Source organism: Fibrobacter sp. (assembly GCF_045112255.1).
Taxonomy (GTDB): Bacteria; Fibrobacterota; Fibrobacteria; order Fibrobacterales; family Fibrobacteraceae; genus Fibrobacter.
This window is the reverse complement of record NZ_JBGUHR010000045.1, coordinates 75,030-99,455: the sequence shown is the minus strand read 5'-3', so window position 1 is coordinate 99,455 and position 24,426 is coordinate 75,030. Positions and strand designations below refer to the sequence as shown.

The window sequence follows — 24,426 nt, the reverse complement described above, 5'->3', positions numbered from 1 at the left end:
ATCGAATTTTGAGAAATTCTATCGCTACTTGAAATTCGTCCGGCCTCACCGCCGGGCTTTTTCATTGTCTCCCCTTCCGTAAATAGCTATATTTGGCACCGAAAAAAAATTTCAAAAACAGAGAGTGAGATATGTCTTTCGTCCAGGAACTGAAAAACAAAGTTTTAAATGAAGGTTATGAAACGACTCGCGAGGACGCCATCCAGCTTTTAAGCGAAGACCTCGACGAACTCACGAAAGCCGCAGACGAAATCCGCGAAAAGTTCCACGGCGACGACTTTGATTTTTGTTCCATCGTGAACGCCCGCAGCGGACGCTGCTCCGAAAATTGCAAGTACTGCGCCCAGAGCAGTTACTACCACACCGGCGCCCCCGAATACAAGTTGCTCAGCGCCGACGAGATTGTCGAAGACGCCAAGAAGAAAGAAGCGGCAGGCATCCCGCGTTACTCCATCGTGACCTCGGGCCGTACGCTTTCGAACCACGACGTGGAGCAGATTAGCGAAGCGCTCCGCCGCTTGAAAAAAGAGACGAAGCTTTCCGTTTGCCTTTCGGCAGGCCTCTTGAATAAAGAACAGTTCGACAAGCTCAAGGAAGCAGGCCTCACCCGCTTCCACAACAACCTGGAAACGTACCGCCGCCACTTCCCGGATGTTTGCACGACGCACACTTACGATGATAAGATTGGGGCACTCCAGAACGCTCTTGCGGCAGGCCTCGAAATTTGCAGCGGTGGCATCATGGGCCTTGGCGAAACGATGGAAGACCGCATCGACATGTGTTTGGATTTACGCAAGCTTGGAGTCAAGTCCACTCCGGTAAACGTGCTGAACGCAATTCCCGGAACGCCGTACGAAAAACTCCCGAAGCTCACGAACGACGAATTCTGCCGCATCGTGGCGATTTATCGATTCATCAACCCGAAGGCGTTCATCCGTCTTGCAGGCGGTCGTGGCGTACTTGGCGACGACGGCAAGCGAGCATTCAAGAGCGGCGCAAATGCAGCCATCACAGACGACATGCTCACCACCGCTGGCGTAAACAGCTGCAAGGATTTCGAACTCGTGAAAGGTCTAGGATTCAAGCCGCATGGATTCATCGGCTAAAAAAATCACGAGACAAAGATGGAGAAGCCTGCTCGGAGGCAGACATGACAGTAATAAAGCTTTTCTTGAAAACCGTAATTATTTAAATTTAATTTGATGGCTTTCAAAGGTCGCCTCATTACGGGAATTGTTATTGTATGCTGTTTGGGTATGCTCTCAAGCTGCGCTTTTCCCGTGCGCCCCGGATACGATAGAAGAAGCGGGTCTTACAAGCGCTACAGAGTTCCAAAGCAAGAAACCGTAGAAATCGACTCGACCACCGTAAACCCGCAAGAAGAACTAGTACAAGAAGAAAGGCTTGCCGCGACCTCGAAAAATAACGGTGAAGTTCAGGCAAACAAGCAAGATTCCACCGGAAAAAGCGTTCAAACAGGCAACGACTCCGCAAAGGTCGCCACAAGCGTTACTGCACAAGCCGCCGAGAAAAATGTTGCGGATACTTCGGCTAAAACGGTGGAAAAACAGGCCGAAAAGAAGACCGAGAAAGCGGTCGCCAAAAAGACAGCCCCAACGCAAAAACAAGCAAAGCGCACCGCTAGGCCAACGAACTTTGAAAAGTACGCCAAGGAATGGCTCGGCGCAAAGTACGTTTACGGTGCGGCCAGCAAAAAAAAGACGGACTGTTCAGGCTACGTGATGCAGGTCTACAAAGGCTTTTACGGGATTCCGCTTGACCACAGCGCACAACATATTTATGACGATGGTCGCGGCTATTCCATCAGGCGTACAAAATTGCAAGAAGGCGACCTCGTATTTTTCGGAAACTTCTGGAAAATCAGTCACGTCGGCATTTACTTAAAGGGGAACCGTTTCATTCACGCCAGTACGAGTAAAGGCGTGGTGATTACCTCCATGGACGATAACTATTGGTCGTCAAAATACAAGGGCGCAAGACGATTTAAGTAATTACTATCTTTTTTCCTATGAAAAAGATAGCATTCCAGGGCCGTCGCGGGGCCTATAGCGAAAGTGCCGCCTACCACCTGTTCGGAAACGATATCGAAGTCGTGCCGATGGACACGTTCGAACAAATTTTCCAGGGCATTGAAACAGGTGTCGTTGACGGAGGCGCCATCCCTATAGAAAACTCGACCGCGGGTTCCATCTATGACAACTACGACTTGCTTTACAAGTGGCGCCATCCGATTGTCGCCGAAGTCAAGTTGCAAATTGAACACACGCTCTGCGCATTGCCGGGCACTAAGCTCGAAGACTTGACCGAAGTGCTGAGCCACCCGCAGGGACTTGCCCAGTGCAGTCGCTTTTTCGGGCAGCATCCGAACATCAAGAGCACCGCATTTTACGACACCGCAGGCAGCGCCGAAGAAATCGCGAAGCGCGGCGACAAGCATATCGGAGCAATTGCAAGCGCATACGCCGCCAAGTTCTACGGTCTTGACATTTTGAAGCAGGGTCTCGAGAATTTGCCGGGCGTGAACTTCACGCGCTTTTACGCCATCCAGAAGACAGCAATTGAACTGCCGGACTTCACGGCAAACGATGCAAGCAAGCCGCCCATCAAGACGACGCTCCTTTTTATGTTGAGCGATTCCAGCAAGTCTGGCGCTTTGTACGAAGCGCTCGGTTGCTTTGCCAAGCGCAAGCTGAACCTCACGCGCATCGAGAGCCGGCCGCATCCGGACCGCCCGTGGGAATACATTTTCCACCTTTCGTTCGAAGGCAATCCGAAGGACCCGAACGTCGTTGAAGCTCTCAAGGAACTACAGCAGTACACCGACTTCATCTACCGTCTCGGCAGCTTCCGCGAAGGAACAACGGAAAAGCTATCTTATTAGACGAAAGAACGCCGCGATGCGGCTACAGACGAGAGACGAAAGACTGATTCTATTCAACAGTTTTGTCAGGTGGCGAAGCCACGATTTTTCCACTCTCGTCTTTCGTCTACCAGCGAAGCGATCTCTCATCTAACAAACACAAAAGCGGCGAAGCCGCGCAAACTATTATGGCATACGAACGTACTGATAGAAAACCTGAAGAATTTCGCAATCTCAAGATGACCACGGGCTTCATCTCTAGCGCCGATGGTTCTGTGCTCATCGAAATGGGACGCACCCGCGTCATCTGCAACGCAACGCTCCTCCCGAAAGTTCCGGACTGGCTTGCCGGTCGCGGCACGGGCTGGATTACGGCTGAATACAGCTTGCTCCCGCAGAGCACGGGCAAGCGCGTAGAACGCGAGCGCAAAGGCGCGAGCGGTCGCACACAGGAAATCCAGCGCTTGGTGGGCCGTTCGCTGCGCGGCGCAGCCGATCTCGCCGCACTCGGTGAGAACGCCATCGTCGTGGACTGCGATGTGATTGAAGCCGATGGCGGCACGCGAACCGCCAGCATTATCGGCGGCTTTGTCGCACTCGCCATTGCGGTGAAGAAAATCAAGGAACGCCTCGGTATCACGCAGCAGATTCTGAAGCATGGCATTACAGCAATTTCTGTGGGCGTGGTAAGCGGAAAGCCGCTTTGCGACCTCTGCTATGTCGAAGACTCTGCCGCCGACGTCGATATGAACGTCGTGATGCAGGACGCGAAGAACTTCATTGAAGTGCAGGGCACGGGCGAACACGCAAGCTTTGACCGTAACATGCTCAACACGCTTCTCGACCTCGGCGAAAACGCCTGCAAGGAAATCTACAAGAAGCAGATGGAACTCATCGGCGGCGAACTGCCGTAAGCATGCGTAAACGGTTCAATCATTGATTCGTCAACTTTGACGAATCAATGAAGCAAGCCCCATCTGTCATATACTTTCCAACAGCAATGATATTGAACTTGATCTGATTATACACGTTTTCGTTCGAGCGAACTTCAAACTTAATATCACTTGCTTTTTTCTCTAACCCCGAACTAGAGAAGTCCTTCCAACTAATGCATTTTTCAACAGGATTCTCTGAGGCGTCCAAAATATAATCGGCCTCAAGGGAATCGGCTGCAAGCACGACTCGCATTTCCTTGTCAGCCCTGTAGTACACACAAATTCCACCCCACTCGCTAAGATCTACAGGAACAGAAGAATAAGTGAACCCAACGCCAGCATAAGCACTGGACGAGGTTCCCATATCCAGAGCAACACTTGCAGAAAGTCCACCTACAAACAATTCATCATTTGTCAGCCATTCAAATGAACTCTTGTAACTAGGAGCTTCGGCCGACCAATGCAGCAATGATCCACCACCTTCTTCACGATCATTGTAAGAATACCATTTTCCTTCAGCGACATCGTCGGAACCGCTCTTGACAATGTATCCCGGCTCATTTGAAGTACCATTCCACAGACAGGCATCCACTACATTTTTTGATGAAGTCACATGTTCAATAGAATCCAGATTTTCAACACCATGCTTATAGGAACTTACGCCTTTGATATTGAAATACCCCGTCTGCATGGCCTTTCCGATAAATTTAAAGATAATCGATGATGCCTTTTTAGAAGCTTCAGTACCAGATTTTTCCAAAGACTTTTGTTTAAAATCGCTCCATTTTGCACAACGAGCTACAGCGTTTCCACTAGTCGTCTTATCAAAAACAACCGTAGGCATGTCATCAGAAGCTCCATTTTCATAACCAATGACGCCTTCCATAGAAAGTTCAGATTCATACGAAACGCAAATTCCATCCCATCCAGAAATGTCTATGGCAGAATTTTCTTCAGCAAGCGCTATACCCACGCCAGCACTGGGATCAGACGCTTGTCCGAGTTCAACGGTTCCACAAACGCCTCCGCAATACGAAACAATAGATTTTATGTTGTCAGAAGTAAGATTTTCCTTTTCAATGGTCGGGAACTTAATTAAGGACGAGCCATTTTCATTTCCGTCATTCACGCTAAACCAATGTCCAGACACTCCATTGCCCATATTTACTTGCAAATCGCCATTCGATCCATCCCACAGATCGAATTCGGCAATAGAATTACCTTCTTCGGTAATCCCTCTGGAACAAGCAATCAACCCAAGAAAGGCAAATATAGCAGATAAGTTAAGAATCAGTTTTTGCATTAGACTTATCCTCTTTCCAAGTCAATGGAAATAGCTGTAAATTCAATCTATAAACGCGTTCCGTTCCACGGCTGTTCAAGGCAATTTGAGCAATCCTTTTTCGGCAAAAATCTAATTCCTGCAAGATTTTCTCATAATCTTCAGCAGAAATACCCATAGTAAGTCCCGTAAAATTTCTTTCCGATGGAGCATACCGAATGATCGCCTCTTCTGCAAAGTGAGCCATTTCGCGATGCATATAACGTAAAGCAACAGACACAGCCGACGTCACGCCTTTTAGATGCTTATCCACCTGTTCATAAGCATCGCCGTTCTTTTTCAAAAGCCCGGCACGAACCATAAATTCTAGCGAATTGCGGACTTCTCCGGCCGAAACTACTTGACAAAAGCGCTTTGCGATTTCTCCCGGAGTCGCACCAGGCATAACCGGAGCAAGTTCCCTGACAACAGGATTTATCCATGACTGGAAATACTTAAACGCATCGCCATCAATGATTTTGACTTTATTTTTTGATGCAAGGCGCAGCATGGTTTCATAGGCATTTTTACGTTCCTGATCGGTCTTCGCGTGGCAATAGGAAACCATCGTCTTGAAATACTCAAATTCAAAACCAGCCAGCCCCATCGCAAGGCCCACCTTTTCGGCCCCTTGAGGGGAAAGACGCGTTTTCCCTTCACAAACCAATTTAAGATAAGTCGGAGACGTAAAACCAGAAGCACGAGTAAATTCTCGCCACGAGAACGAAGTTGTCCGCTTTCGTTCATTGTAGTAGTCTTGCATGTATATGCGATAGTCTTCGTATTCCGTTACCGGCGCCATAACCGTAAATATACAATACAACAAGATGCAAAGCAACATTTCATGATACTATTCATTCAATTTTACATCAAAATGCTCAATTTTTGCATTTCTTAATCAAAATTGAATAATTTCATGATACTAAGACAACACAAAAAAAGCGGGACAAGCCCGCTCCGTTAAACATTCCAGTCGCAGAAATTTTTCAACATGGCAAGGCCAACTTCACCGCTCTTTTCCTGATGGAACTGGCTTGCAATTAAGTTATCCTTACCCAGAAGTCCCGTAAAGGTCTGTGTGCCGTAGGTCGTCTCGGCAAAGGAATATTCAGCCGGGACCTGCGGGTAGTAGGAGTGCACGTAGTAGAAGTCGCAACCGCTGCGAATGCCCTTCATGATCGGGTGTTCGCGAGTGAAGTTCACCTGATTCCAGCCCATGTGCGGAATCTTGAGGCCCGGTTCATCCTTGAAACGCACTGCGCGTCCTGGAATAAGCCCAAGCGTTTTCACGCCGCCGTCTTCTTCGCTTTCTTCAAGAATAATCTGGCAGCCGATGCAGATCCCCAGCACCGGGTTACCGGCTTTTACAACAGCCTTGATAGCTTCGCCGATTCCCGTCCTGGTCAAAGTTTCCATAGCAGAGGCCGCAGCACCGACACCCGGGAAAATCAGGCGCGTCGCTTTCGCAATTTCATCCGGATCGCGGCTCACTTTAGCATCAGCGCCAATGTACTTGAGAGCATTCATCACCGATGTCAAATTGCCCGCATTATAATCCACAACAGTAATCGCCATAATGACCTCTTTAATTTTACAGGAACAAAGATAGAAAAAAGAACCGCCGAAGCGGTTCCCGTAAATAATTTGGATTTGATTCTAAATTAGAACCAGCGCCAGGTCACACCGATGAGGATCGTATTTTTGTGCTGAGAATCTTCATCCAAGTCCTTATCGTAAGCGACATCATAGCCGACCTGGAGTTCAAAGAGCGGAGAAAGCGTCACAGCGAGAAGGTTTTCCCACTTGCCGTCAATTTCATCGAAGCCCTTGAAGTTCACGAAAGCCCACAAGCGGCTCTTGAAGCTGACAAGGTCCGAGAAAGAATACTTGAATTCTGTAATGCTTTCGAGACCCGGTTCGTCCTTGAACTTTTCAACTTTCTTCGTGTCCGGATCATCCGCATAGAGATACTTGTTCGAAATGGTCATGCGGTTGGCAAAACCAAGACGCGTAGAGAACATGTCATTCGGGAAGTAGCCGATACCAGCCATCTGCGTGACATAGCCCGGATCCATGAACTTGGAAATGGTCGTCTTGATTTCGTTTCCTTCTTCATCTTCGCTATATTCATAGCCTTTCATAAATTGAGATTCGAAACGGGCGCCAACATAGGGCTTGAACTTTTCAAGGGCATTGAAGTCAGCCATTGTTTCATAGAAAATCTTATCCGCAGATTTGCGCTTGCCAAGCCCATCGGTCCATGTTTGACCAAGAGCGAGATTCAGCTTGTTACGCCAGTCAGCGACACTCCAGTGAGCCTTGAGGTCAGCATCATAAGTTACCAACCATGTCGAAGATGAAGTTCCGCTTTCCTGATGCCAGTTGTAAAAATTCATACGGGTGAACTTTACTGCAGCGACCACATCAGCAGTCCAGTTTTCAGGGAGATAGCCTTCAAACATTCCCCCTTCAGCGAAGGCCGTCGATGCAGAAATGAGTGCTGCACAACCGATTGCGAATAGTGATTTTTTCATGTTACTTCCTTGTTTATGGTCCTTCTTTCCCATAGACCTTTTGTGTTCGTGCTTAAAGATAACATTTTTTTAAGAGAAAAACGGATTCAACATCATTTTCGATTACTATTATTACGAACATGTTATTCAAGCGCCTTGTTACAGCCGTAATTCTCGCATTTTTCGTCCAAAGCTCTTTTGCATCAGAAGGCTCCAGCGACTCTGCTGTTACCCAGCAAAGAGGAAAAAAAACTTGGCAATTCGAAGCGGGAATGTCTGTAGGGAGACCAACCCCAATCATGATAAACGGCGGCGTTGGTTACAAGAATGTCTTTTTCAGGGCAATGGGAGGCGGGTTCCGCTTCGGCCCCGATGATTTCTGGACCGGTTTCCGTGGAAGTTTCGCCTGGAAGTTTTTCAGAGAATTGCCTTTTTCGCTAGACCTCGGACTTGGCGGCGGATACGCCTTCGCCAAAGCTCCAAACGAAATCCATAAGGCATTGAACAGGGCTAACGGCAAGCGTTATGTACGTTCGTACAACTACAAGGAATCGCTCGATATTTCCGCAGAAGTACGTACAAATATTTATGGCGTGTTTACGCAAATCGGGATTCCCGTCCATTACTTTATGAAGCATGACGAGCCGACGATAATATGGCAAGTCGGGTATACGTATAAATTCTAATCATCCAGGCCATAGTAAAAAATCACAGGATCATTTCCTTCGACAGGCTCAGGACAAGCTTGTTGCACTCCTCAGGATGACTATAAAAAAAAATCCCGGCTCCGGAGAGTCGGGAAAAAGGCGACCCCGGAACAAGTCCGGGGTGACATAATCAAGAAAATTACTTCTTGAGGCTCGGAACGCCACCGAAGTCGACGTTCGTCTTCTTGCCGAGCAAGAGAGCGCGAGTCTTGAGCGGGAGGCCGTAGCAACGGATGAAGCCAGTAGCGTCCTTCTGGTCGTACATGTCAACGTCCGTGAAGCCACCGAGGCCCATGTCGTACAAGCTATACGGGCTCTTGATGCCGGCCGGGATGATGTTGCCCTTGTAAAGCTTGAGGGTCACGTCACCAGTCACAACCTTGTTCACTTCATTGAAGAAGGCGTCCATAGCCTGGCGGAGCGGAGTGAACCACTGGCCATTGTAGACAAGGTTTGCATAGGTCATAGACATCTTCTGGGCTTCGAACAAAGTTTCCTTGTCGAGGACGAGCTGCTGCAAGCATTCGTGAGCCTTGTAAAGGAGCGTACCACCCGGAGTTTCATAAACACCGCGGCTCTTGAGGCCGACGAGGCGGTTTTCAACGATGTCCAAAAGACCGCAAGCGTTCTTGCCACCGATTTCGTTCAAGAATTCGAGAAGTTCAACAGCGCCCATCTTCTTGCCGTTGATAGCAACCGGATTGCCCTTTTCGAAGGAGATCGTCACGTGATCGGCCTTGTTCGGAGCCTTTTCATAAGTAGCGGTGTGCTTGAGGAATTCGTACTTGTGTTCCTGTTCCGGGAATTCCAAGACACCACCTTCGTGAGAGAGGTGCCAGAGGTTGCCGTCTTCGGAGTAGATCTTCTTCTTGCTGATGCCGTTGAGCGGAATCTTGTGTGCAGCGGCGTAGTCGATAGCGTCTTCGCGGCTGTGGAATGTCCAACGCGGGTCCTTCCACGGAGCGATGACTTCGAGCTTCGGGTTGAGAGCGGCGTAGGTGAGTTCGAAACGGACCTGGTCGTTACCCTTACCGGTAGCACCGTGAGCAACAGCGTAAGCGCCTTCCTTTTCGGCGATCTTGACCTGGTACTTAGCGATGAGCGGACGAGCGAAAGACGTACCGAGGAGGTAAGTGCCTTCGTACTTTGCACCGGCGCGAACGGTCGGCCAAACGTATTCTTCAAGGAATTCCTTCTTGAGGTCGAGAACGTAGCACTTGGAAGCACCGGTCTTGAGAGCCTTTTCTTCGAGAGCCTTTGCGTTCGGGAAGTCATTCTGGCCGAGGTCGGCTGCGAATGCAATCACTTCGACGTCGTAGGTTTCCTTGAGCCAAGGAATGATGATGGAGGTGTCAAGTCCACCGCTGTAAGCGAGGACGACTTTCTTCTTGGATTCTGTTTTAGCCATTTTGAATGTCCTTTGAGAAAAATTTTTTAGACGGAATAAATGTAGTAAAAAATGTGTGTTACTAGTTGTTAGTTATTGGTTACTAGTTAATAGTTACCAGTTGATAGCAATTAAATGATTGTTGGTTGATTATCGTCAATATAGTTGGCAGAATTTTCTATTTTCAAAATATGAAACTTTCGGACAGAGCGCTTGGTTACATTTCTTTCATTGTATTTGCCTGCATTTTCGGCGGTATCTCATTTGGCATGTGGGCGGCCCACCAGAACGTGCGCCAAACGGCGATTGTCGATTTTAACGAGCTTGGTTCTTTGCAGCCCGAAGACCCCGTGGTTTTACGCGGCTACCGTGTCGGCACAATCGGAAGCGTTACCTGGCTGAAAGACCGATCACGCGTAAAGATCAACTTTACGGAACCTCTAACGCTCCGCGCGGGCACTCAATTCAACAACATCAACTATGCACTCATGGGGCAACGCCGTCTCGAAATCATTCCTTCGAAAACAGGCGAAATCATGCCAGAGAACCACGTGTTCCAAGGGCATTTTGAACCGGGTATTGCAGAAACACTGCGCCTCATCGAAAATGTGAACGAGCAGCTCGAAGCCGTACAAAAGACGATTCTATTGCTCGCCCAAGGAGATTCCTCGCACAAGTCCGCACCGGAAATCTACGAAGAGGCAATGCACTCCATCGAAGATATCTTTGCGCACACAGAAAAGACGGTCGGCTCTCTCGGCACGAAAATGAACAAGCTCTTTAAGCAAGTGAACTCGTCGAGCAAAGCTCTCACCACAACCGCACTCCAGGCCGACACAGCCATCAAGACGATTACCGCAACGGCAAACGAGAAAATTTCACTCGTGGATTCCGTCGTTCTTTCGCTTACCGAAAACGCAAAGAAGACAAATGAAGTCATCACGAGCATCGAAAAGGGAATCGATTCCGAAACGCTTTTGCAATCCAAGGAGCTTGTTGAAAACATAAACGAAATCATCGCCAACCTCAACAAAGCGGTCCAGGCCATCGATACAAAAAATCTCGGGTTCAAGGATAAAGACGGAAAGCCGATTAAGCTGATTACATGGAAGAACATGAACATTATCGGTGACAACGCCCGCGACAAGGCCCGCAAGCGCTTAGAAGAAGCCAAGGCTAAACAAGAACAGAACAAAGCGGGCAAGTAAATGGATTTATCAAACCTGCCCGGACTTGGCCCTAAAAGGGTTGAAAAGCTCAGCAAATCTGGTTTAAATACCGTCGCCGATCTTTTATACAACATTCCGCGCACTTACCTCGACCAGACAAAGGTTACAAAGATTGCGGACCTGCACGATGGCGAGCGAGCTGTCGTGATAGGAATCATCACGCGCGCAGGGATTGTCAAAGGGCGCATGTCGCGCTTTATGGCCGTCCTTACCGATGGCACTGCCGAGATTTCACTTTTATTTTTCCGTGGTACACGATTCATTGCAAGCCGCGTGAAACCAGGAACGCGCTGGCTTGTATCAGGTACGGTCGGATCATATCGCGGACTGCAACTGGTTCATCCGGACATGCAGCCGTTCGACGAAGGCGAAGCGTTTAACGGACAAATTCTCCCCGTCTACCCGATTAGCGAAATCTGCCGCGAAGCGAAGATGGAACAGCGGTTCTTCCGCAATTTGTACAAAACGATTTTCAACTTTCCGGGACTCACGCTCCCAAACGCTTGCCCTCGCGAACTCACGGACTATTTGCACTTTGCGCCAGTGATGGACAATCTCCGTGCACTCCACATGCCGAAAGATTTTGATTCCATTTACAAGGCGAAGCGCGAGCTTAAGATTCTGGAGCTTTTGCCATTTTGCCTGCGCATGGTGAAGCGCCGCGAAAATCAAAAGATTCGCGGGCATGAACGCCAGATTGATTTGGGGAACGTGATGGCGGCGAAAGCGCGCCTCCCGTTCCAACTGACCGCAGGTCAGGACGCGGCGCTGAATACAATCATTGACGGTCTCAACGGCAAAAAGCAGTTCCACGCACTGTTGCAGGGCGACGTGGGCTGTGGAAAGACCGTCGTTGCCATGCTCGCCATTATGGCCGTCTGCGGAGCAGGCGAACAGTGCGCACTGATGGTTCCGACGGACATTCTCGCCCGCCAGCATTTCAAGTCGCTCAAGCCATTTTTTGATGCAGCTGGCATCCGTGTGCATTTGCTTGTCGGAGCGACTCCCACCGCCGAGAAGAAAGTAATTCTCGGAGAACTGCAAATGGGCCTCTGCAATGTCGTCATCGGGACGCATGCGCTCTTTAGCAAGGACGTTTTCTTTGCAAAGCTCGGACTCGTGATTATCGACGAACAGCACCGTTTCGGCGTGAGCCAGCGCGAAGCGCTGCTCGCCAAAGGCGACTACCCCGACATGCTCGTGATGAGTGCGACGCCAATTCCGCGAAGCCTCGCGATGACGCTATATGGCGACTTGAAAGTCATCAGCATCAAGGAAAAGCCCGCAGGCCGCAAGCCCATCAAGACGCGTCTCGTAAACGCCGCGAAGCGCGAATCCATGAAGCAGTTTATTTGCAAGGAAGCCGCCGGCGGAAATCTCTGCTACTGGATTGCAAGCCGCGTGAACGCCGATGGTTCCGACACGGCCGACGAGAGTAGCGCCCGCAGTGTCGATGACATCGTAAACGAGATGCAATCCTTTATCGCCGCCTTCGGCCACACCGATGCAAATATTGCAAAGCTCAAAGTTGCAGGCGTCCACGGCCAAATGGACGACTCGCAAAGAGACGAAATCATCAAGCAGTTTGCCGCAGGCGAAATCCAGATTCTCGTCGCCACAACCGTTATCGAAGTCGGCGTGAACGTTCCTGCCGCAAACCTCATGGTCATCGACCAGCCAGACCGATTCGGTCTGGCGCAGCTCCACCAGCTGCGCGGGCGCGTGGGCCGCGGCAATCAAGAAGCCTGGTGCTTCTTGATGATGCCCGAAGGCGAAACCGCCGAACCAAGCATGGAACGCCTCTCGCAATTCGCCGCCACCGAAGACGGCTTTGAAATTGCAGAGCTCGACTTGAAAACCCGTGGCGCCGGGAACCTCGAAGGCAACGAACAGAGCGGCAACTGGGTATTCCGCTGGTTCGACTGGATCCACGATCAGGAACTCATTTCGCAAACGCTCGAACGCGCGGAACACATATTGAAAGACGGTTCCGCATTCAACGAAACCGCTAAAGAAAAAATTCAAGCCTGGTATAACGAGAAGCCCTCGGCAAACGAGGACGGCGTCCATTAAGAACTACAGCAAGCGCGTCATCGTACCGACAACAAGCGCTATCAGGACTACATTCAAGAAGAACATCGCACGGCGTACGATCAAAAAGAAAATCGCCTGCCAGTGGAAAATATGGTCGGTCGGATTGACGAGTTCCTTCGCTGCAAGGAACACATTGATACCACCCGTCATCACAAGCATCAAGGCACCCGCAAAATACCCTTCATTCCAAACGAGAATTGTAAGCCACGCACCTGCGATCATGGCAATAATGCCGATGATAATTTCAACACGCATAAAAACGCGCTTGACTTCTCGAGCTCTTTTTCGACGATTCTCGCGAGCAGCCCCGTCTTGATTTTTTTCTTCATCCGTCGCCATGTTCAAAAACCTTTTAAAAGTTTATAAAGAATAAGATGTCGTTACCGAGAAATGAGCTTTACCTTTGCGAGCGCCATTCAGCGGGAAACTTATATCGATTTTGTTTATCAATCGGGTGATAGACTTTGTCTGTGCCAGTCGCACACCGCAGCCCAACACATAAATCAAATCTTTCCGATTGATATCCATTACACGAGCAGCCGTTTCGCCAACACTGCCAAAAGCGACAACAACAGGCGCAAGCGTCAATATTTCAATATCCGGGAACCAGCGCTGTTCCAAATTTGCATAAACACGAGCTTGCCCTGCGTAAAAACCAGTCGGGAAGCCTACAAAGCCATCAGCTTTTCCAAGAGTCAACTGATAGCCATATCTAGCATCATCATAAACATCCAGCAGGCCAGACAATGCGGTTGCAAAGCGATCGCTCGGATGGAAAATATATTCACCATTCACACGACCAAAAAAGTCATGACGCTTGCCGTGGTCCAGATAAAAGTTCATATAAGACTTTAACGTCAGGTGGTGAAATTCCCGCCCAAGATACAGATTCGTCCAGAAATCTAAACGAATATCATTGTTCGCGGCTCCAATTTGTTCGTAATTTTTAGAAATCTGAGCTTTAACGGAAAAGCCCTTGTCAACATCTTCGGTCCATTTGACATTATGGAAATTTTTAATTTTTTCATAACGCAAATTAGAATACATCACGTAAAAGCCCAAGCGAGAATCCTTTCGTTCCGGCACCCATTCGTTAACAGCGCTTGCAGAATCAATCGCGTAAGCTTTCTTTCCATCCGTAAACTGGTAACGCAAAATTTCACCCTTATCTGCGGTTTCGCGCAAATAATCATACGTTGCCCCTAAATACAGTTTACGCTGTTTTCCGCCAAAAGACCGGCTAAAACGGAAACTGAGCGAATCGTTTATATAATCTTCGATTTGCATCAGTTCAACAGCTTTCTCACCATTGAAAAGCGGGAGCGAATCCAAAGCGCGCTTAGGCTTTACTTCGACAGCACCATGCGGAAGATCGCCACTTCCATAGACATACGCATTTCGTTTGTTCTTTAGGCCCTCAAGAGTATAGGCCCACTGGTTCGTACTGCGGCTAAGAAACGGCACATACATTTTCCAGCTAGCCAAATAGCCATCAGTATTGTAACTGTACAACAAATCCAAATGGTTATAGCGGAAAAGGAAATGCGGATCACCATATTCCACCTGCAACATGTTGCGGAATTCGTCATGACCGTAGTAAAATCCGAGCTTTTGCCCAAGCCCAAGGAAATTGCTTTCCTGAATGCCAAGGCCCCAGACCAAGTTGTCGTAAGACCATTCACTTCCCGAAAAGCCAAACGTCACAGGAATCGTAAGCGTCCAGTTATCACTCGTCTGGACGGTCACGACATTCTTGCCATTTTCGCCGGCAACAGAAATATTGGCATCAGATAAGAATTTCTGGTCTCGCAAAAAACGTTCCGATTCCAGAAGAAAATGCAGGTTGACCAAGTCGCCCTTATCGAAAAGCAAAAGCTTACGGACTGTAGCTTCACGTGTTTCGATATGCACCCAATTCAAGATATCGTATGCCCACTTATCGTATTTCGTATGCACACGAGAATCATCAAATGCATCGCCAATTTCATATCGAATTTCATCGACTCGGAAAACAGCATTGGAATCTAGCGCGTCTGCAACAGACGCCGAAACAAAGCACAACAAATAAAATATCAAATTTTTCACAAGGAGAATATACAATTTTAGACGAGAGACGAGAGACGAAAGACGAGAGATTTCGTCTATTTCTATACTTGCACGTTCCCGTTGCTTTTTCTACATTTGAAGGCGGGTAGCGGATGGCCGCCGGCTTCACGGCTGGAGGAAAGTCCGGGCACCGCAGGGCAAGATGCTGGATAACGTCCAGGCGCGGAAACGCGACAGAAAGTGCAGCAGAGAATAGACCGCCCGCAGCAATGCGAGTAAGGGTGAAACGGCGAGGTAAGAGCTCACCGCACGACTGGTGACAGGAGTGGCATGGTAAACCTCATCCGGTGCAAGACCAAGCAGGATTCCGCTCGAAAGAGCCTGGTGCGGCCCGCGCCAGCTGGATATCCGGGTAGGTCGCTTGAGGCGGTCGGTAACGATTCGTCCAGAGAGATGGTCATCGCTCCTATGGCAACATTTGGAGTACAGAACCCGGCTTATAGTTACCCTATTTTGAAGGCTCTCGCTAACTGCGGGAGCCTTCTCCTTATTAAATCAATTCGACGACCTTCTTTCTATGACCTCGTCGTAATCGCCGTCTTTCCACTTCTTTTCGTAATCTTTGCAATCATCTTCGTAATCGTCCACCTGCGAATGAAGCGTTTCCAAGTGTAAGTTCTGGAAGCTAATAACAAAATAATAGAATCCGTTTCCACAATAAGTTTCGGTATAATTTCTCTTGTGTGAGTTTTCTTTTAACCCGTCTTCATACTCCAAGCACATGGCCGTTTTTTCATAAGACGTTGTATAAAAAAAGGAGTCTTCGTAATACTGAGTCCCAGTGCCGTTTTGGTCAAACGTAAATTTTTCCACATGGCCTTTGTATTTCGGAATATTCACCTTAATCTGCTTCCAGTACGAGCCATCTGCATTTGTGCCATCCGTAACATCGCAATAGAAGCCTTCGTCCCCATTCGGCGGGAAACTCCCCTTCACTTCGCTTGCATTTTTGGAACCGTTTCCATCACCGCTAGAAGCGGAATCGTCGCAAGCCGTCAAAGCAAGAGCAAACGCAATCGAGCCCAAAGCCAATAATAATTTATTCATTCCATTTCTCCTTTTTTTTGATTATATCGTAATTTATAAACTTACAAATTTCCGCATTCCCACAACAGTCACAGCAATGCTAATTACAGTAGACAAAACCAAAATTACAACCGGTATAAGCAAGCCCTGCAAAAACATTTCGTGCCCCATTTGCACTAACAAAAGAAGAGGAACTATAAAGAACAACGTCATATGAGTCGCTGCACGGACGGTCTTTACGCGAAGTGAGACTATCAGCGAAAATGCCGTTGTCAAAAGCACCGCCGAAAGCGCGCCAAGCATAGAAGCACAAGCTTCCAGCGCAATAATATCAGGATGCGAAAACCAGTAGCCCAACTGCGCAAGCAACGCAAACACGATCGGAAACGGGAGAATCGCAAACAGCTTGCCCCAAAAGAGTTTCGCAGGCGCAATCGGAGAAAGCTGCAAAAGTTCCAGCGAGTTACGTTCGCGCTCGCCCGCAAAAGTGTCGCCTGCCAAGGGCGCCCCCATCGGAGCCATCAGGCAGCCGAGCAAGAGCATCATGTAGCTTTCCATGCCCTGCATAATCTCGCCACCGTAACGCGATACAGCAATTGCCTGGCTCGCCGCAAGAATCACCGGCGGGATGATGAACGGAATCCAGAAACGCGGATCCCTAAAGATCAATCGAAGTTCGTGTTTAAAAACGTGGAGCATATCAGTAGGCAGTAGGAAGTTAGAAGTAGGCGGTCAGGAATTGAAAAAAATGTAAGGGCTTAGCAAAAGATAATTTAATCATCATGAAAGCAGAGTTCAACGATGTAAAAGGCGCGTGAAAAAGCTCGATTTTGAAAAAACGCCGTTTTTTACGTCAAAACAAGAAAAAAAATCTCTTTTTTACGTAAATTTTCAACGTTGTCTGTAATTTAACGCTCTTTTTTGAGGCAAAACGTACTTTTCAGCACACAAATTTCTCATCAAAAACATTTTTTCACCCATAAATGTCGCTGTGAAGAATAAAATTTTGTTTTTAAAGCGCAAAATTCATTACTTTGTTTAAAAGTTTACGTCAAAACGTGTATTTTTCCCCGAAATTGACGTAAAAATTCTCAAAAAACATGAAATCAATCCCGAAAGGCACATTTTTTGTATAATATCATTACCAATTTGGTAAAAAAGAAATTTTTGTCAAAGGAAAATTTTAATGAAAATCTCGTCCTTCCTTTACTTCGCAAACTTTTGGCTAAAGACAGTCCTTTTCAAAAAGAAAGATCCAATTCTTGGCACAGTCATTGTAACCGACCGCTGCAACCTGAAATGCAAGCACTGCTCCGTCAATAACATTACTTCGATCATGCATCCCTACACCCAAATCAAAAAGGAGATGCAAACCTTGTACGACATGGGCGCCCGAATTCTCTTCTTCTGCGGCGGCGAGACGTTCTTGTGGAGAGACGGCGATTTGACCGTCAGGGATTTGGTCATCGAAGCCAAGAGAATGGGTTTCATGATTGTCAACGTGGTCACAAACGGAACGCAGCCCATCGACTTGCCCGAAGCAGACTTGATTCTGCTAAGCCTTGACGGAGACAGGGAACGCCACAACGCCATCAGAGGCAACACATTCGACACCATCATGGAGAACGTCAAGAACGCCACCGCAGACAACATCTGCTTCTACATGGCCATCAACCAGATCAACAAGGATGCCGTGCGAGATGTCTGCCAAATCGCGAAGGACACGAAAAACGTAAGGGCGGTCTCGTTCAATTTCCACACGCCCTATCCCGACACAAGAAACCTTTTCCTGTCCAAAGACGAAAAGCAGAAGATTGCAGATACCATCTTGCAGCTGATGAACGAAGGGTACCCGATATTCAATCTCAAAGTCTCCCTTCCGTACCTCGTCAACAACAACTTCCCCACCCCATGCTACCAGTGCCTAGTCATCGAAGACGGCAAAATTTCGGTATGCGGAAGGTGCATCGACGTTCCGGGACTTTGCGAAGAATGCGGTTACTTCTTTGTCGCGGAATACACATTGCTTTTCAGAGGCAATTTGAAAATCGCCTTCGAAGCGGTAAGGACATACCTCAAGTACGTATAAGCTAACGAGAATTTTTTGAATGAGTTTGAGAACGACTTTAACTAGAGCGTGGTTGACCCGATCCTTTAAGCCTTTTTTATTCAAAAACGAATACGACGATTTTCTCCCTTTCGAGGAATGCGAGAATCTCGGTCTCTACGTCCATATCCCTTTCTGCAAGAGCATCTGCACGTTCTGCCCCTATTGCAAGACAATCTATAACAAGGAACTGTGCGACCGTTACATAGACGCGCTGATAAGGGAAATCCACAAGGTCGGCGGTCAATACAAGAACAAGAAAGAAACGACCAGCCTTTATTTTGGCGGCGGCACACCCGCCCTAATCGCAGATAGAATCGGCGAAATCATAGAAGCAATCCAGGAACATTTCATCGTCACCGAAGGCATCGGCGTTGAACTACACCCCGACAACGTGAATGTCGAAACGCTCCAAAAGTTGAAAAATGCAGGCGTGACAAAACTCAGCATAGGCATCCAATCGTTCCAAGAGAAATACCAGAACATTCTCGGACGAAAGAAAGTTGACTCAAACAAATTAAAAGAAGCCCTGAGTGCCGTGGAATTCGAAACGGTTTCGATGGACTTCATCTTCGCGCTCCCCGACCAGACTTACGAAGACATCAAGGCGGACGTGGATACCGCATTCGAAAGCGGCGCAAACCATGTTGCGATTTACCCGTTCATCGACTTTTCCTTTACCAAGAGCAAAGTGAAAACGATGCCGAAAAAGCAGAAAAAGGAGCTGCTGGACCGAATCACCGCCTACTTCAACGAGAAGGGATACCACCGCAGTTCCATCTGGACGTTTTCGAACAAGAAGGAAGCCAAGTATTCCTCCATGACTCGGGACAGTTTCCTCGGATTCGGATGTTCCGCCACGACACTCCTTCAAAAGCAATTCAAGATAAATACCTTTTCCGTAGAGGAATACTGCAAGAGGATTGACAGCGATAAGCTGCCGACATCCCTGACCATCCGCTTCACGCCAAGGCAGAGGATGGTATATTACCTGTTCTGGACGCTTTACAGCATGCAGCTGGACGAAAAGAAATTCGAGCAGTTCTTTGGAGTCCCGCTCCAGAAAATGTACGGCTTTGATTTCTGGCTAGCGCAAAAACTCGGGTTTCTGACAAAAGAAAACGGAGTCTATTCCACGACCATGAAGGGAGCCTTTTACTATCATTACTACGAACAATTCTACACGCTCTCTTACATCGACAAGATGTGGGGAATCATGCGAAAAGAAGCGTTTCCGGAGAAGATTGAGTTTTAGGGAATTGTTTTCGCTTGCAAGACAAGGAATATGTAGCACTGTTACGCAAACACGGGTACGAAGTTCCCCGTAAATAAAAGTATATTAAAGAAGTTACTTCATATCGGTAAAATTTGTGGAAATTCAAATCATCAACAAAGTCGTTTTTATCGCAATCGCCATTATCATATCCATCATCAGCATGGGTCTTTTGCAAGTACTCTTCCAATGGGTCAGGGCATTGCATTCCAACGTAAATGTGAGTTATTTTAAACTTGTCGGCATGCGGCTACGCAAAGTTCCAATACAGATAATCATTGATGCTCACGTTCTCAGCCGCAGTGAAGGCTACCCTGTCGAATTAGACCTTCTTGAAGCGCACTACCTCGCCGGAGGCAACGTTCTCCACACTGTTCAGACAGTCATCGATGCAAACAAGGCAAACGTTAAGCTCGACTTTAAAGAAGCCGCAGCATTAGACCTTGCCGGAGACAAAATGCTTGAGGTAGCAAAGAACATTGCAAAAAGACAGGTCCTTGAACGGCATCATTTAATCCAAAAATAATTTCCATCCGCAACAGCAAATAATTAAAAAGGGACTCTTTCGAGTCCCGTTTTTTTAGTCACGCTTGAGCGTCTTGTACTTGATTGGCTTCGGATTGTCGGCATCTTCACCGAGGCGCTTGCGACGATCAGCTTCGTATTCGCTCCAGTTGCCTTCGAACCACACGACCTTGGAATCGCCTTCGTAAGCGAGGATGTGCGTGGCGATACGGTCGAGGAACCAGCGGTCATGCGAGATAATCACGGCGCAGCCTGCGAACTTCAAGATAGCCTGTTCGAGAGCCTGCAATGTTTCGATGTCCAAGTCATTCGTCGGTTCGTCAAGGAACAAGAGGTTGCCCGGCTTCTGCAAGTTCTTTGCCATAAGCACGCGGTTGCGTTCACCACCGGAGAGCTGCGAAAGCTTCTTCTGCTGGGCCGCACCCGTGAAGTTGAAGAGACCGCAGTAAGCACGTCCATTCATCTTGCGGTCGCCCACCATAATTTCGTCGTTACCGCCCGTGATGGATTCCCAAACCGTCTTGGAATCGTCCAAGCTTTCGCGGCCCTGTTCCATGCTGATGATTTCGACAGTTTCGCCAATCTTGAGCGTACCGCCATCCGGTTTTTCCTGGCCCATGATCATTTTGAACAAAGTCGTCTTACCAGCACCGTTCGGACCGATAATGCCCACGATACCCGAGCGCGGCAAGCTGAAGTTCAAATCGTCGAACAACACCTTTTCGCCAAAGGCCTTCTGCAAATGTTCCGCCTGAATGACGACATCGCCCAAGCGCTTGCCGTTTGCAATGTGGATCTGAGCCACCTTGATCTGTTCCTTGGAATCTTCGGCCAAGAGTTCTTCGTAAGCCTTGAGACGAGCCTTGCTCTTTGCCTGGCGAGCCTTCGGACTCTGCTTGACCCATTCCTGTTCGCGAGCGAGGCGTTTCTGACGGTCAGATTCGCCCTTTTCTTCGTTCTTCATGCGTTCAAGCTTCTGGTCAAGCCACTGGGCATAATTGCCTTCCCAAGGAATGCCGCGACCGCGGTCGATTTCCAAAATCCAGTTCGTTACGTTGTCAAGGAAGTAACGGTCATGCGTCACGAGAATCACGGAGCCCTTGTATTCGCGGAGGTGGCGTTCAAGCCAGGCTACCGTTTCAGCATCCAAGTGGTTCGTCGGTTCGTCAAGGAGCAACAAATCCGGTTCTTCGAGGAGCAAGCGGCAAAGAGCCACGCGGCGCTTTTCACCACCGGAAAGGTTCGTCACCGGCCAATCACCCGGCGGGCAACGGAGTGCGTCCATTGCAATTTCGATATTGCGGTCGAGGCTCCACAAATCCTGAGCGTCGATGATGTCCTGAAGCTTTGCCTGTTCGTCGAGAAGCTTGTTCATCTCGTCGTCTTCCATCGGTTCAGCAAACTTCATGGAAATTTCGTTGAAGCGGTCAAGCACGGCCTGCTTTTTAGCGACAGCCTGCATCACGTTTTCCTTGACGGTCAAGTTCGGGTCAAGCTGCGGTTCCTGCGGCAAGTAGCCTGCGGTGCGGCCCGGTTCAATCCAAGCTTCGCCCTGGAATTCCTTGTCGATACCCGCCATGATGCGGAGGAGCGTCGACTTACCGGCACCGTTCTGGCCGATAATACCAATCTTTGCGCCATAGTAGAAGCTCAAAGAAATGTCCTTCAGCACCTCTTTGTTAGGCGGATAGGACTTGGTCATTTTGTACATGTAGAAAACGAATTTTTCTGCTTTGTTTTGTTCGGCCATATTTTATTCTCTTCGCTTCAGTGTATGAGCGCGGACCTTCGGTCCATTGAGTTATGAGGTTAAAAGTTTTTCAGGACGAAGCCATCCTGAACGAATGTGAAGGATCCGGTTAATTTTCCTTTATTTCGTCAGTTTGAATATAGAAATATTTTAGAAACAAGCCGCAATTTGCGGCAACGATTGCCACGCGCATCAAGGTTTCGCAAGGAATTCCTTGATTTTTGCCTTGACAAAAGCCAAGTCCGGGTTCGTGAGAATCGGAATCAGCGCATTGATTTCCTCAACTGGCTTGTCCCACCATTTCCACTCGAGCATCAGCGATGTCAATTCTTCGTCAAAACGATTGCGTATAAACTGCGCCGGGTTCCCCACCACAACCGTATAGGGTTCAACATCGCTACCGACAACAGCATTTGCGCCGATGATTGCACCACTGCCAATATGCACGCCCGGCAAAATCACCGCGTTCTGTCCAATCCACACATCGTTCCCAATTACCGTATCGCCCTTGAGCGGCAAATTATCTTTCGCAGGGGCAGCCATATTCCACCCCTGCAATGTGTAGAACGGAAACGTCGAAACTGCATTCATCTGATGGTTCGCCCCATTCATCACAAACTCCACCCCAGAGGCAATCTGGCAGAACTTTCCGATAATCAACTTATCGCCATTCCACGGATACAGATGCGTCACATGACTCTCGAAATCGCTATCGGCAATGTAGGTGAAATCGCCCACGACAATCTGCGGATTCTTGAGCGTCGGTTTCACGTAAATTTCCTTGTCGTAACCCGCAATCGGGTGGACCGTCATCGGATCAGGGAGTGTATTTGGCATAAGGGCCTCCGTAGGTGGGATATATGGAGAAAGGTAATAAAAAAGCGCAATATCTTGCAGATTTTCATTGACGATTTTAGCAAAAATATATATTTTAATATAAAAACCGCAATATATCGCAAATTTTCATTTCAAAAATCATTGAATTAATGGACAAATTCGGAGCGTCACTTATGGAAAACCTCGGAAAACAGATTTCGGAAAGGCGGAAAAAATTGGGACTGTCCCAAGAGGACTTGGCCGAGATTTCCGGAGTTTCCCCCAGGACCATCAACTCCGTCGAACTCGGGAAAGCAAACCCCTCCATCAATGTTTTAAGCAAGATGGTAAAGCCACTCGGCTTCGTGGTTACCTTAAGCGAGAGGGTAACACATGAATAGCCACAAAGTTCGTAGCGCATGCGTTTATTACAACGACACTCTTGCCGGCTATCTCTTGCAAAACAGCAGGGGCTATACATTTCTTTACAACTCCAATTATGTCACCTCCCAAAATCCGTCCATCGCATTGGACATGCCTAAAAAAAAGCGCCTATTCCGACAGCCATACTTATTCCCGTATTTTCAAGGATTGTTGCCAGAAGGCGCGAACAAAGCATTTTATTGCGAACGCCTTGGCATTAAGCGCACAGACAAATTCGCAATGCTTCTGAGCCTAGCCAATCACGAAACAATCGGCGCCGTCACCGTACGAGAAAGGAGCCACTAATGGGCATCTGCCACTGTTGCCTAAAAGAAACGGAACAAGATTTTTGTCGCGCCTGTGCAAAGGCGCTATTTGGCGTTTCTAGGTTTAATGCGACCTTGGATTTTGATGTTCCGCAGCTCGCATTCGCAAAGGATGGAGCAGTAAAGAGGATTTCCATTTCTGGAGCGCAGACAAAGTTTTCCGTGAAAATTGAAAACAAGAAACTTGCCAATACGGATCGCGGCGGCACGCACATTCTCAAGCCAACATTGTTGCCGTACTACGAAAACTACCAAGACGCTCCCGCCAACGAACATGTGACTATGCTGATGGCGCGCGTCCTTTTCAAGATTCCGACGGCGTTATCCGCACTACTTTACTTCAAAAACGGAGACCCCGTCTACATCACCAAGCGTTTCGACGTCATCGAAACTGGCGTACATGCAGGTGAGCACTTAAGCCAAAGCGACTTTGCGCAAATCGCAGGACTTGTCCCCGAATTAAACGGCAGCGATTACAAATACAAAGGGATTTCATACGAAGGAATCGCCGCACTAATTCGCGAGAATGTAAGCGCAGCCGATGTTGCCGTTGAAGTATTTTTCAGGACAGTCCTATTCAATTATCTCGTATGCAACGGCGATGCACACGCAAAGAATTTTTCGCTCCGCAATTCCATCGAAAATCCCGATGTCTACGATTTAACACCCGCATACGACTTGTTGAACACATCGCTCCACATTCCCTACGAACAATCGCGTACAGCACTCGACTTATTCAAGGACGAAGACGATTTCAAGACTCCCTTTTACGAGGCAAATGGTTTTTATGGCACTCCAGATTTTATGGAATTCGCCAAGAGAATCGGAGTCGTCGAAAAAAGAGCCGCACGCTTTATAAAGCAAGCCATCGACGCCGTGCCCGCAATGGAAGAAATGCTGGACAAGTCATTCTTGAGTGAACAAGGCAAAGCAAAATACAAAGAATCTATCCAGGATCGAGCTAAAGCGCTAGGGCTGTAGAAGATTTTTTGCTTTTTGAAATTTTA

At 48.1% G+C, this 24,426-nt stretch carries 24 protein-coding genes and 1 other RNA gene; 14 read left to right on the top strand and 11 right to left on the bottom strand.

The annotated features are described in order from the left end of the window. Positions 1–131 precede the first annotated feature (131 nt). The 4 genes from bioB to rph all read left to right on the top strand — a co-directional run bounded on the left by bioB (position 132) and on the right by rph (position 3,795). Complete coding sequence (bioB, locus tag ACJMM9_RS06460; protein WP_405324848.1) at positions 132–1,106, top strand: biotin synthase BioB; 975 nt, start codon at positions 132–134, stop codon at positions 1,104–1,106. A gap of 150 nt (positions 1,107–1,256) precedes the next feature. Further along, the gene (locus ACJMM9_RS06455; protein ID WP_405324846.1) at positions 1,257–2,012 is read left to right on the top strand and encodes a C40 family peptidase; all 756 of its coding nucleotides are present in this window, start codon (positions 1,257–1,259) and stop codon (positions 2,010–2,012) included. 17 nt (positions 2,013–2,029) lie between these two features. Further along, positions 2,030–2,902 (top strand): prephenate dehydratase, encoded by an 873-nt coding sequence (locus tag ACJMM9_RS06450; protein ID WP_405324844.1) that lies wholly within the window; start codon positions 2,030–2,032, stop codon positions 2,900–2,902. 167 nt (positions 2,903–3,069) lie between these two features. Next, a complete protein-coding gene (gene rph / locus ACJMM9_RS06445; RefSeq protein ID WP_088659597.1) occupies positions 3,070–3,795 on the top strand; it encodes a ribonuclease PH in 726 nt (241 codons plus the stop codon). Between the two features lie 19 nt (positions 3,796–3,814). Here rph and ACJMM9_RS06440 read toward each other — a convergent pair whose 3' ends face one another. From ACJMM9_RS06440 to ACJMM9_RS06425, 4 genes are all read right to left on the bottom strand, one after another. After that, on the bottom strand, positions 3,815–5,119 hold the full coding sequence (locus ACJMM9_RS06440; protein WP_405324842.1) for a hypothetical protein: 1,305 nt from the start codon (positions 5,117–5,119) through the stop codon (positions 3,815–3,817). After that, positions 5,100–5,939 (bottom strand): TIGR02147 family protein, encoded by an 840-nt coding sequence (locus tag ACJMM9_RS06435; RefSeq protein WP_405324841.1) that lies wholly within the window; start codon positions 5,937–5,939, stop codon positions 5,100–5,102. The genes ACJMM9_RS06440 and ACJMM9_RS06435 overlap by 20 nt, the downstream gene beginning before the upstream one ends. Positions 5,940–6,097: 158 nt before the next feature. Next, entirely contained in the window at positions 6,098–6,712 is a 615-nt protein-coding gene (gene hisH, locus ACJMM9_RS06430) for an imidazole glycerol phosphate synthase subunit HisH (RefSeq protein ID WP_405324839.1), read from the bottom strand. A gap of 86 nt (positions 6,713–6,798) precedes the next feature. Beyond that, positions 6,799–7,671: a DUF3078 domain-containing protein gene (locus tag ACJMM9_RS06425; RefSeq protein ID WP_088640718.1), complete on the bottom strand. Its 873-nt coding sequence runs from the start codon at positions 7,669–7,671 to the stop codon at positions 6,799–6,801. 119 nt (positions 7,672–7,790) lie between these two features. Here ACJMM9_RS06425 and ACJMM9_RS06420 point away from each other — a divergent pair, with 119 nt between their 5' ends. Then, positions 7,791–8,336, top strand: a complete 546-nt coding sequence (locus ACJMM9_RS06420) for a hypothetical protein (protein WP_405324837.1) — start codon at positions 7,791–7,793, stop codon at positions 8,334–8,336. A 160-nt stretch (positions 8,337–8,496) separates the two neighbouring features. On the opposite strand, the gene ACJMM9_RS06415 is transcribed toward ACJMM9_RS06420, so the two are convergent. After that, a complete protein-coding gene (locus ACJMM9_RS06415) occupies positions 8,497–9,765 on the bottom strand; it encodes an argininosuccinate synthase (RefSeq protein WP_405324835.1) in 1,269 nt (422 codons plus the stop codon). A 170-nt stretch (positions 9,766–9,935) separates the two neighbouring features. Between ACJMM9_RS06415 and ACJMM9_RS06410 the strand changes: the two genes are divergently transcribed. Both ACJMM9_RS06410 and ACJMM9_RS06405 read left to right on the top strand, forming a co-directional pair. Beyond that, positions 9,936–10,952 carry an MlaD family protein gene (locus ACJMM9_RS06410; protein WP_405324833.1) on the top strand — a complete coding sequence of 339 codons (1,017 nt, stop codon included), beginning with the start codon at positions 9,936–9,938 and terminating at the stop codon, positions 10,950–10,952. Further along, positions 10,953–13,046 carry an ATP-dependent DNA helicase RecG gene (locus ACJMM9_RS06405; protein WP_405324831.1) on the top strand — a complete coding sequence of 698 codons (2,094 nt, stop codon included), beginning with the start codon at positions 10,953–10,955 and terminating at the stop codon, positions 13,044–13,046. It abuts the gene before it with no gap. A gap of 3 nt (positions 13,047–13,049) precedes the next feature. On the opposite strand, the gene ACJMM9_RS06400 is transcribed toward ACJMM9_RS06405, so the two are convergent. Together ACJMM9_RS06400 and ACJMM9_RS06395 are read right to left on the bottom strand one after the other, a co-directional pair. Continuing rightward, on the bottom strand, positions 13,050–13,322 hold the full coding sequence (locus ACJMM9_RS06400; RefSeq protein WP_405324830.1) for a hypothetical protein: 273 nt from the start codon (positions 13,320–13,322) through the stop codon (positions 13,050–13,052). A gap of 105 nt (positions 13,323–13,427) precedes the next feature. Beyond that, positions 13,428–15,131, bottom strand: coding sequence for a hypothetical protein (locus ACJMM9_RS06395; RefSeq protein ID WP_405324828.1), 1,704 nt, complete (start codon positions 15,129–15,131; stop codon positions 13,428–13,430). Positions 15,132–15,253: 122 nt separating this feature from the next. Between ACJMM9_RS06395 and rnpB the strand changes: the two genes are divergently transcribed. After that, positions 15,254–15,629, top strand: an RNA gene (rnpB, locus tag ACJMM9_RS06390) — RNase P RNA component class A. A gap of 39 nt (positions 15,630–15,668) precedes the next feature. On the opposite strand, the gene ACJMM9_RS06385 is transcribed toward rnpB, so the two are convergent. Together ACJMM9_RS06385 and ACJMM9_RS06380 are read right to left on the bottom strand one after the other, a co-directional pair. Continuing rightward, positions 15,669–16,220, bottom strand: a complete 552-nt coding sequence (locus ACJMM9_RS06385) for a hypothetical protein (RefSeq protein WP_405324826.1) — start codon at positions 16,218–16,220, stop codon at positions 15,669–15,671. Positions 16,221–16,253: 33 nt separating this feature from the next. After that, on the bottom strand, positions 16,254–16,898 hold the full coding sequence (locus ACJMM9_RS06380) for an ABC transporter permease (RefSeq protein WP_405324824.1): 645 nt from the start codon (positions 16,896–16,898) through the stop codon (positions 16,254–16,256). A 487-nt stretch (positions 16,899–17,385) separates the two neighbouring features. On the opposite strand from ACJMM9_RS06380, the gene ACJMM9_RS06375 reads away from it, so the two are divergent. The 3 genes from ACJMM9_RS06375 to ACJMM9_RS06365 all read left to right on the top strand — a co-directional run bounded on the left by ACJMM9_RS06375 (position 17,386) and on the right by ACJMM9_RS06365 (position 20,105). Further along, on the top strand, positions 17,386–18,288 hold the full coding sequence (locus ACJMM9_RS06375) for a radical SAM protein (RefSeq protein WP_405324822.1): 903 nt from the start codon (positions 17,386–17,388) through the stop codon (positions 18,286–18,288). Between the two features lie 19 nt (positions 18,289–18,307). Continuing rightward, entirely contained in the window at positions 18,308–19,561 is a 1,254-nt protein-coding gene (locus tag ACJMM9_RS06370) for a coproporphyrinogen-III oxidase family protein (protein WP_405324820.1), read from the top strand. Between the two features lie 115 nt (positions 19,562–19,676). Next, positions 19,677–20,105: a flotillin-like FloA family protein gene (locus ACJMM9_RS06365; RefSeq protein WP_405324818.1), complete on the top strand. Its 429-nt coding sequence runs from the start codon at positions 19,677–19,679 to the stop codon at positions 20,103–20,105. A 54-nt stretch (positions 20,106–20,159) separates the two neighbouring features. Here ACJMM9_RS06365 and ettA read toward each other — a convergent pair whose 3' ends face one another. Further along, a complete protein-coding gene (gene ettA / locus ACJMM9_RS06360) occupies positions 20,160–21,854 on the bottom strand; it encodes an energy-dependent translational throttle protein EttA (RefSeq protein ID WP_405324817.1) in 1,695 nt (564 codons plus the stop codon). Positions 21,855–22,046: 192 nt separating this feature from the next. Further along, a complete protein-coding gene (locus ACJMM9_RS06355) occupies positions 22,047–22,691 on the bottom strand; it encodes a CatB-related O-acetyltransferase (protein ID WP_405324816.1) in 645 nt (214 codons plus the stop codon). 173 nt (positions 22,692–22,864) lie between these two features. Here ACJMM9_RS06355 and ACJMM9_RS06350 point away from each other — a divergent pair, with 173 nt between their 5' ends. From ACJMM9_RS06350 to ACJMM9_RS06340, 3 genes are read left to right on the top strand one after another with little or no spacing between them, the layout of a single operon-like run. Continuing rightward, positions 22,865–23,071: a helix-turn-helix transcriptional regulator gene (locus tag ACJMM9_RS06350; RefSeq protein ID WP_173388926.1), complete on the top strand. Its 207-nt coding sequence runs from the start codon at positions 22,865–22,867 to the stop codon at positions 23,069–23,071. Beyond that, on the top strand, positions 23,064–23,399 hold the full coding sequence (locus tag ACJMM9_RS06345) for a HipA N-terminal domain-containing protein (RefSeq protein ID WP_405324815.1): 336 nt from the start codon (positions 23,064–23,066) through the stop codon (positions 23,397–23,399). Before ACJMM9_RS06350 ends, ACJMM9_RS06345 begins: the two co-directional genes overlap by 8 nt. Continuing rightward, positions 23,399–24,400, top strand: a complete 1,002-nt coding sequence (locus ACJMM9_RS06340) for a type II toxin-antitoxin system HipA family toxin (RefSeq protein WP_405324814.1) — start codon at positions 23,399–23,401, stop codon at positions 24,398–24,400. Before ACJMM9_RS06345 ends, ACJMM9_RS06340 begins: the two co-directional genes overlap by 1 nt. Positions 24,401–24,426 lie beyond the last annotated feature (26 nt).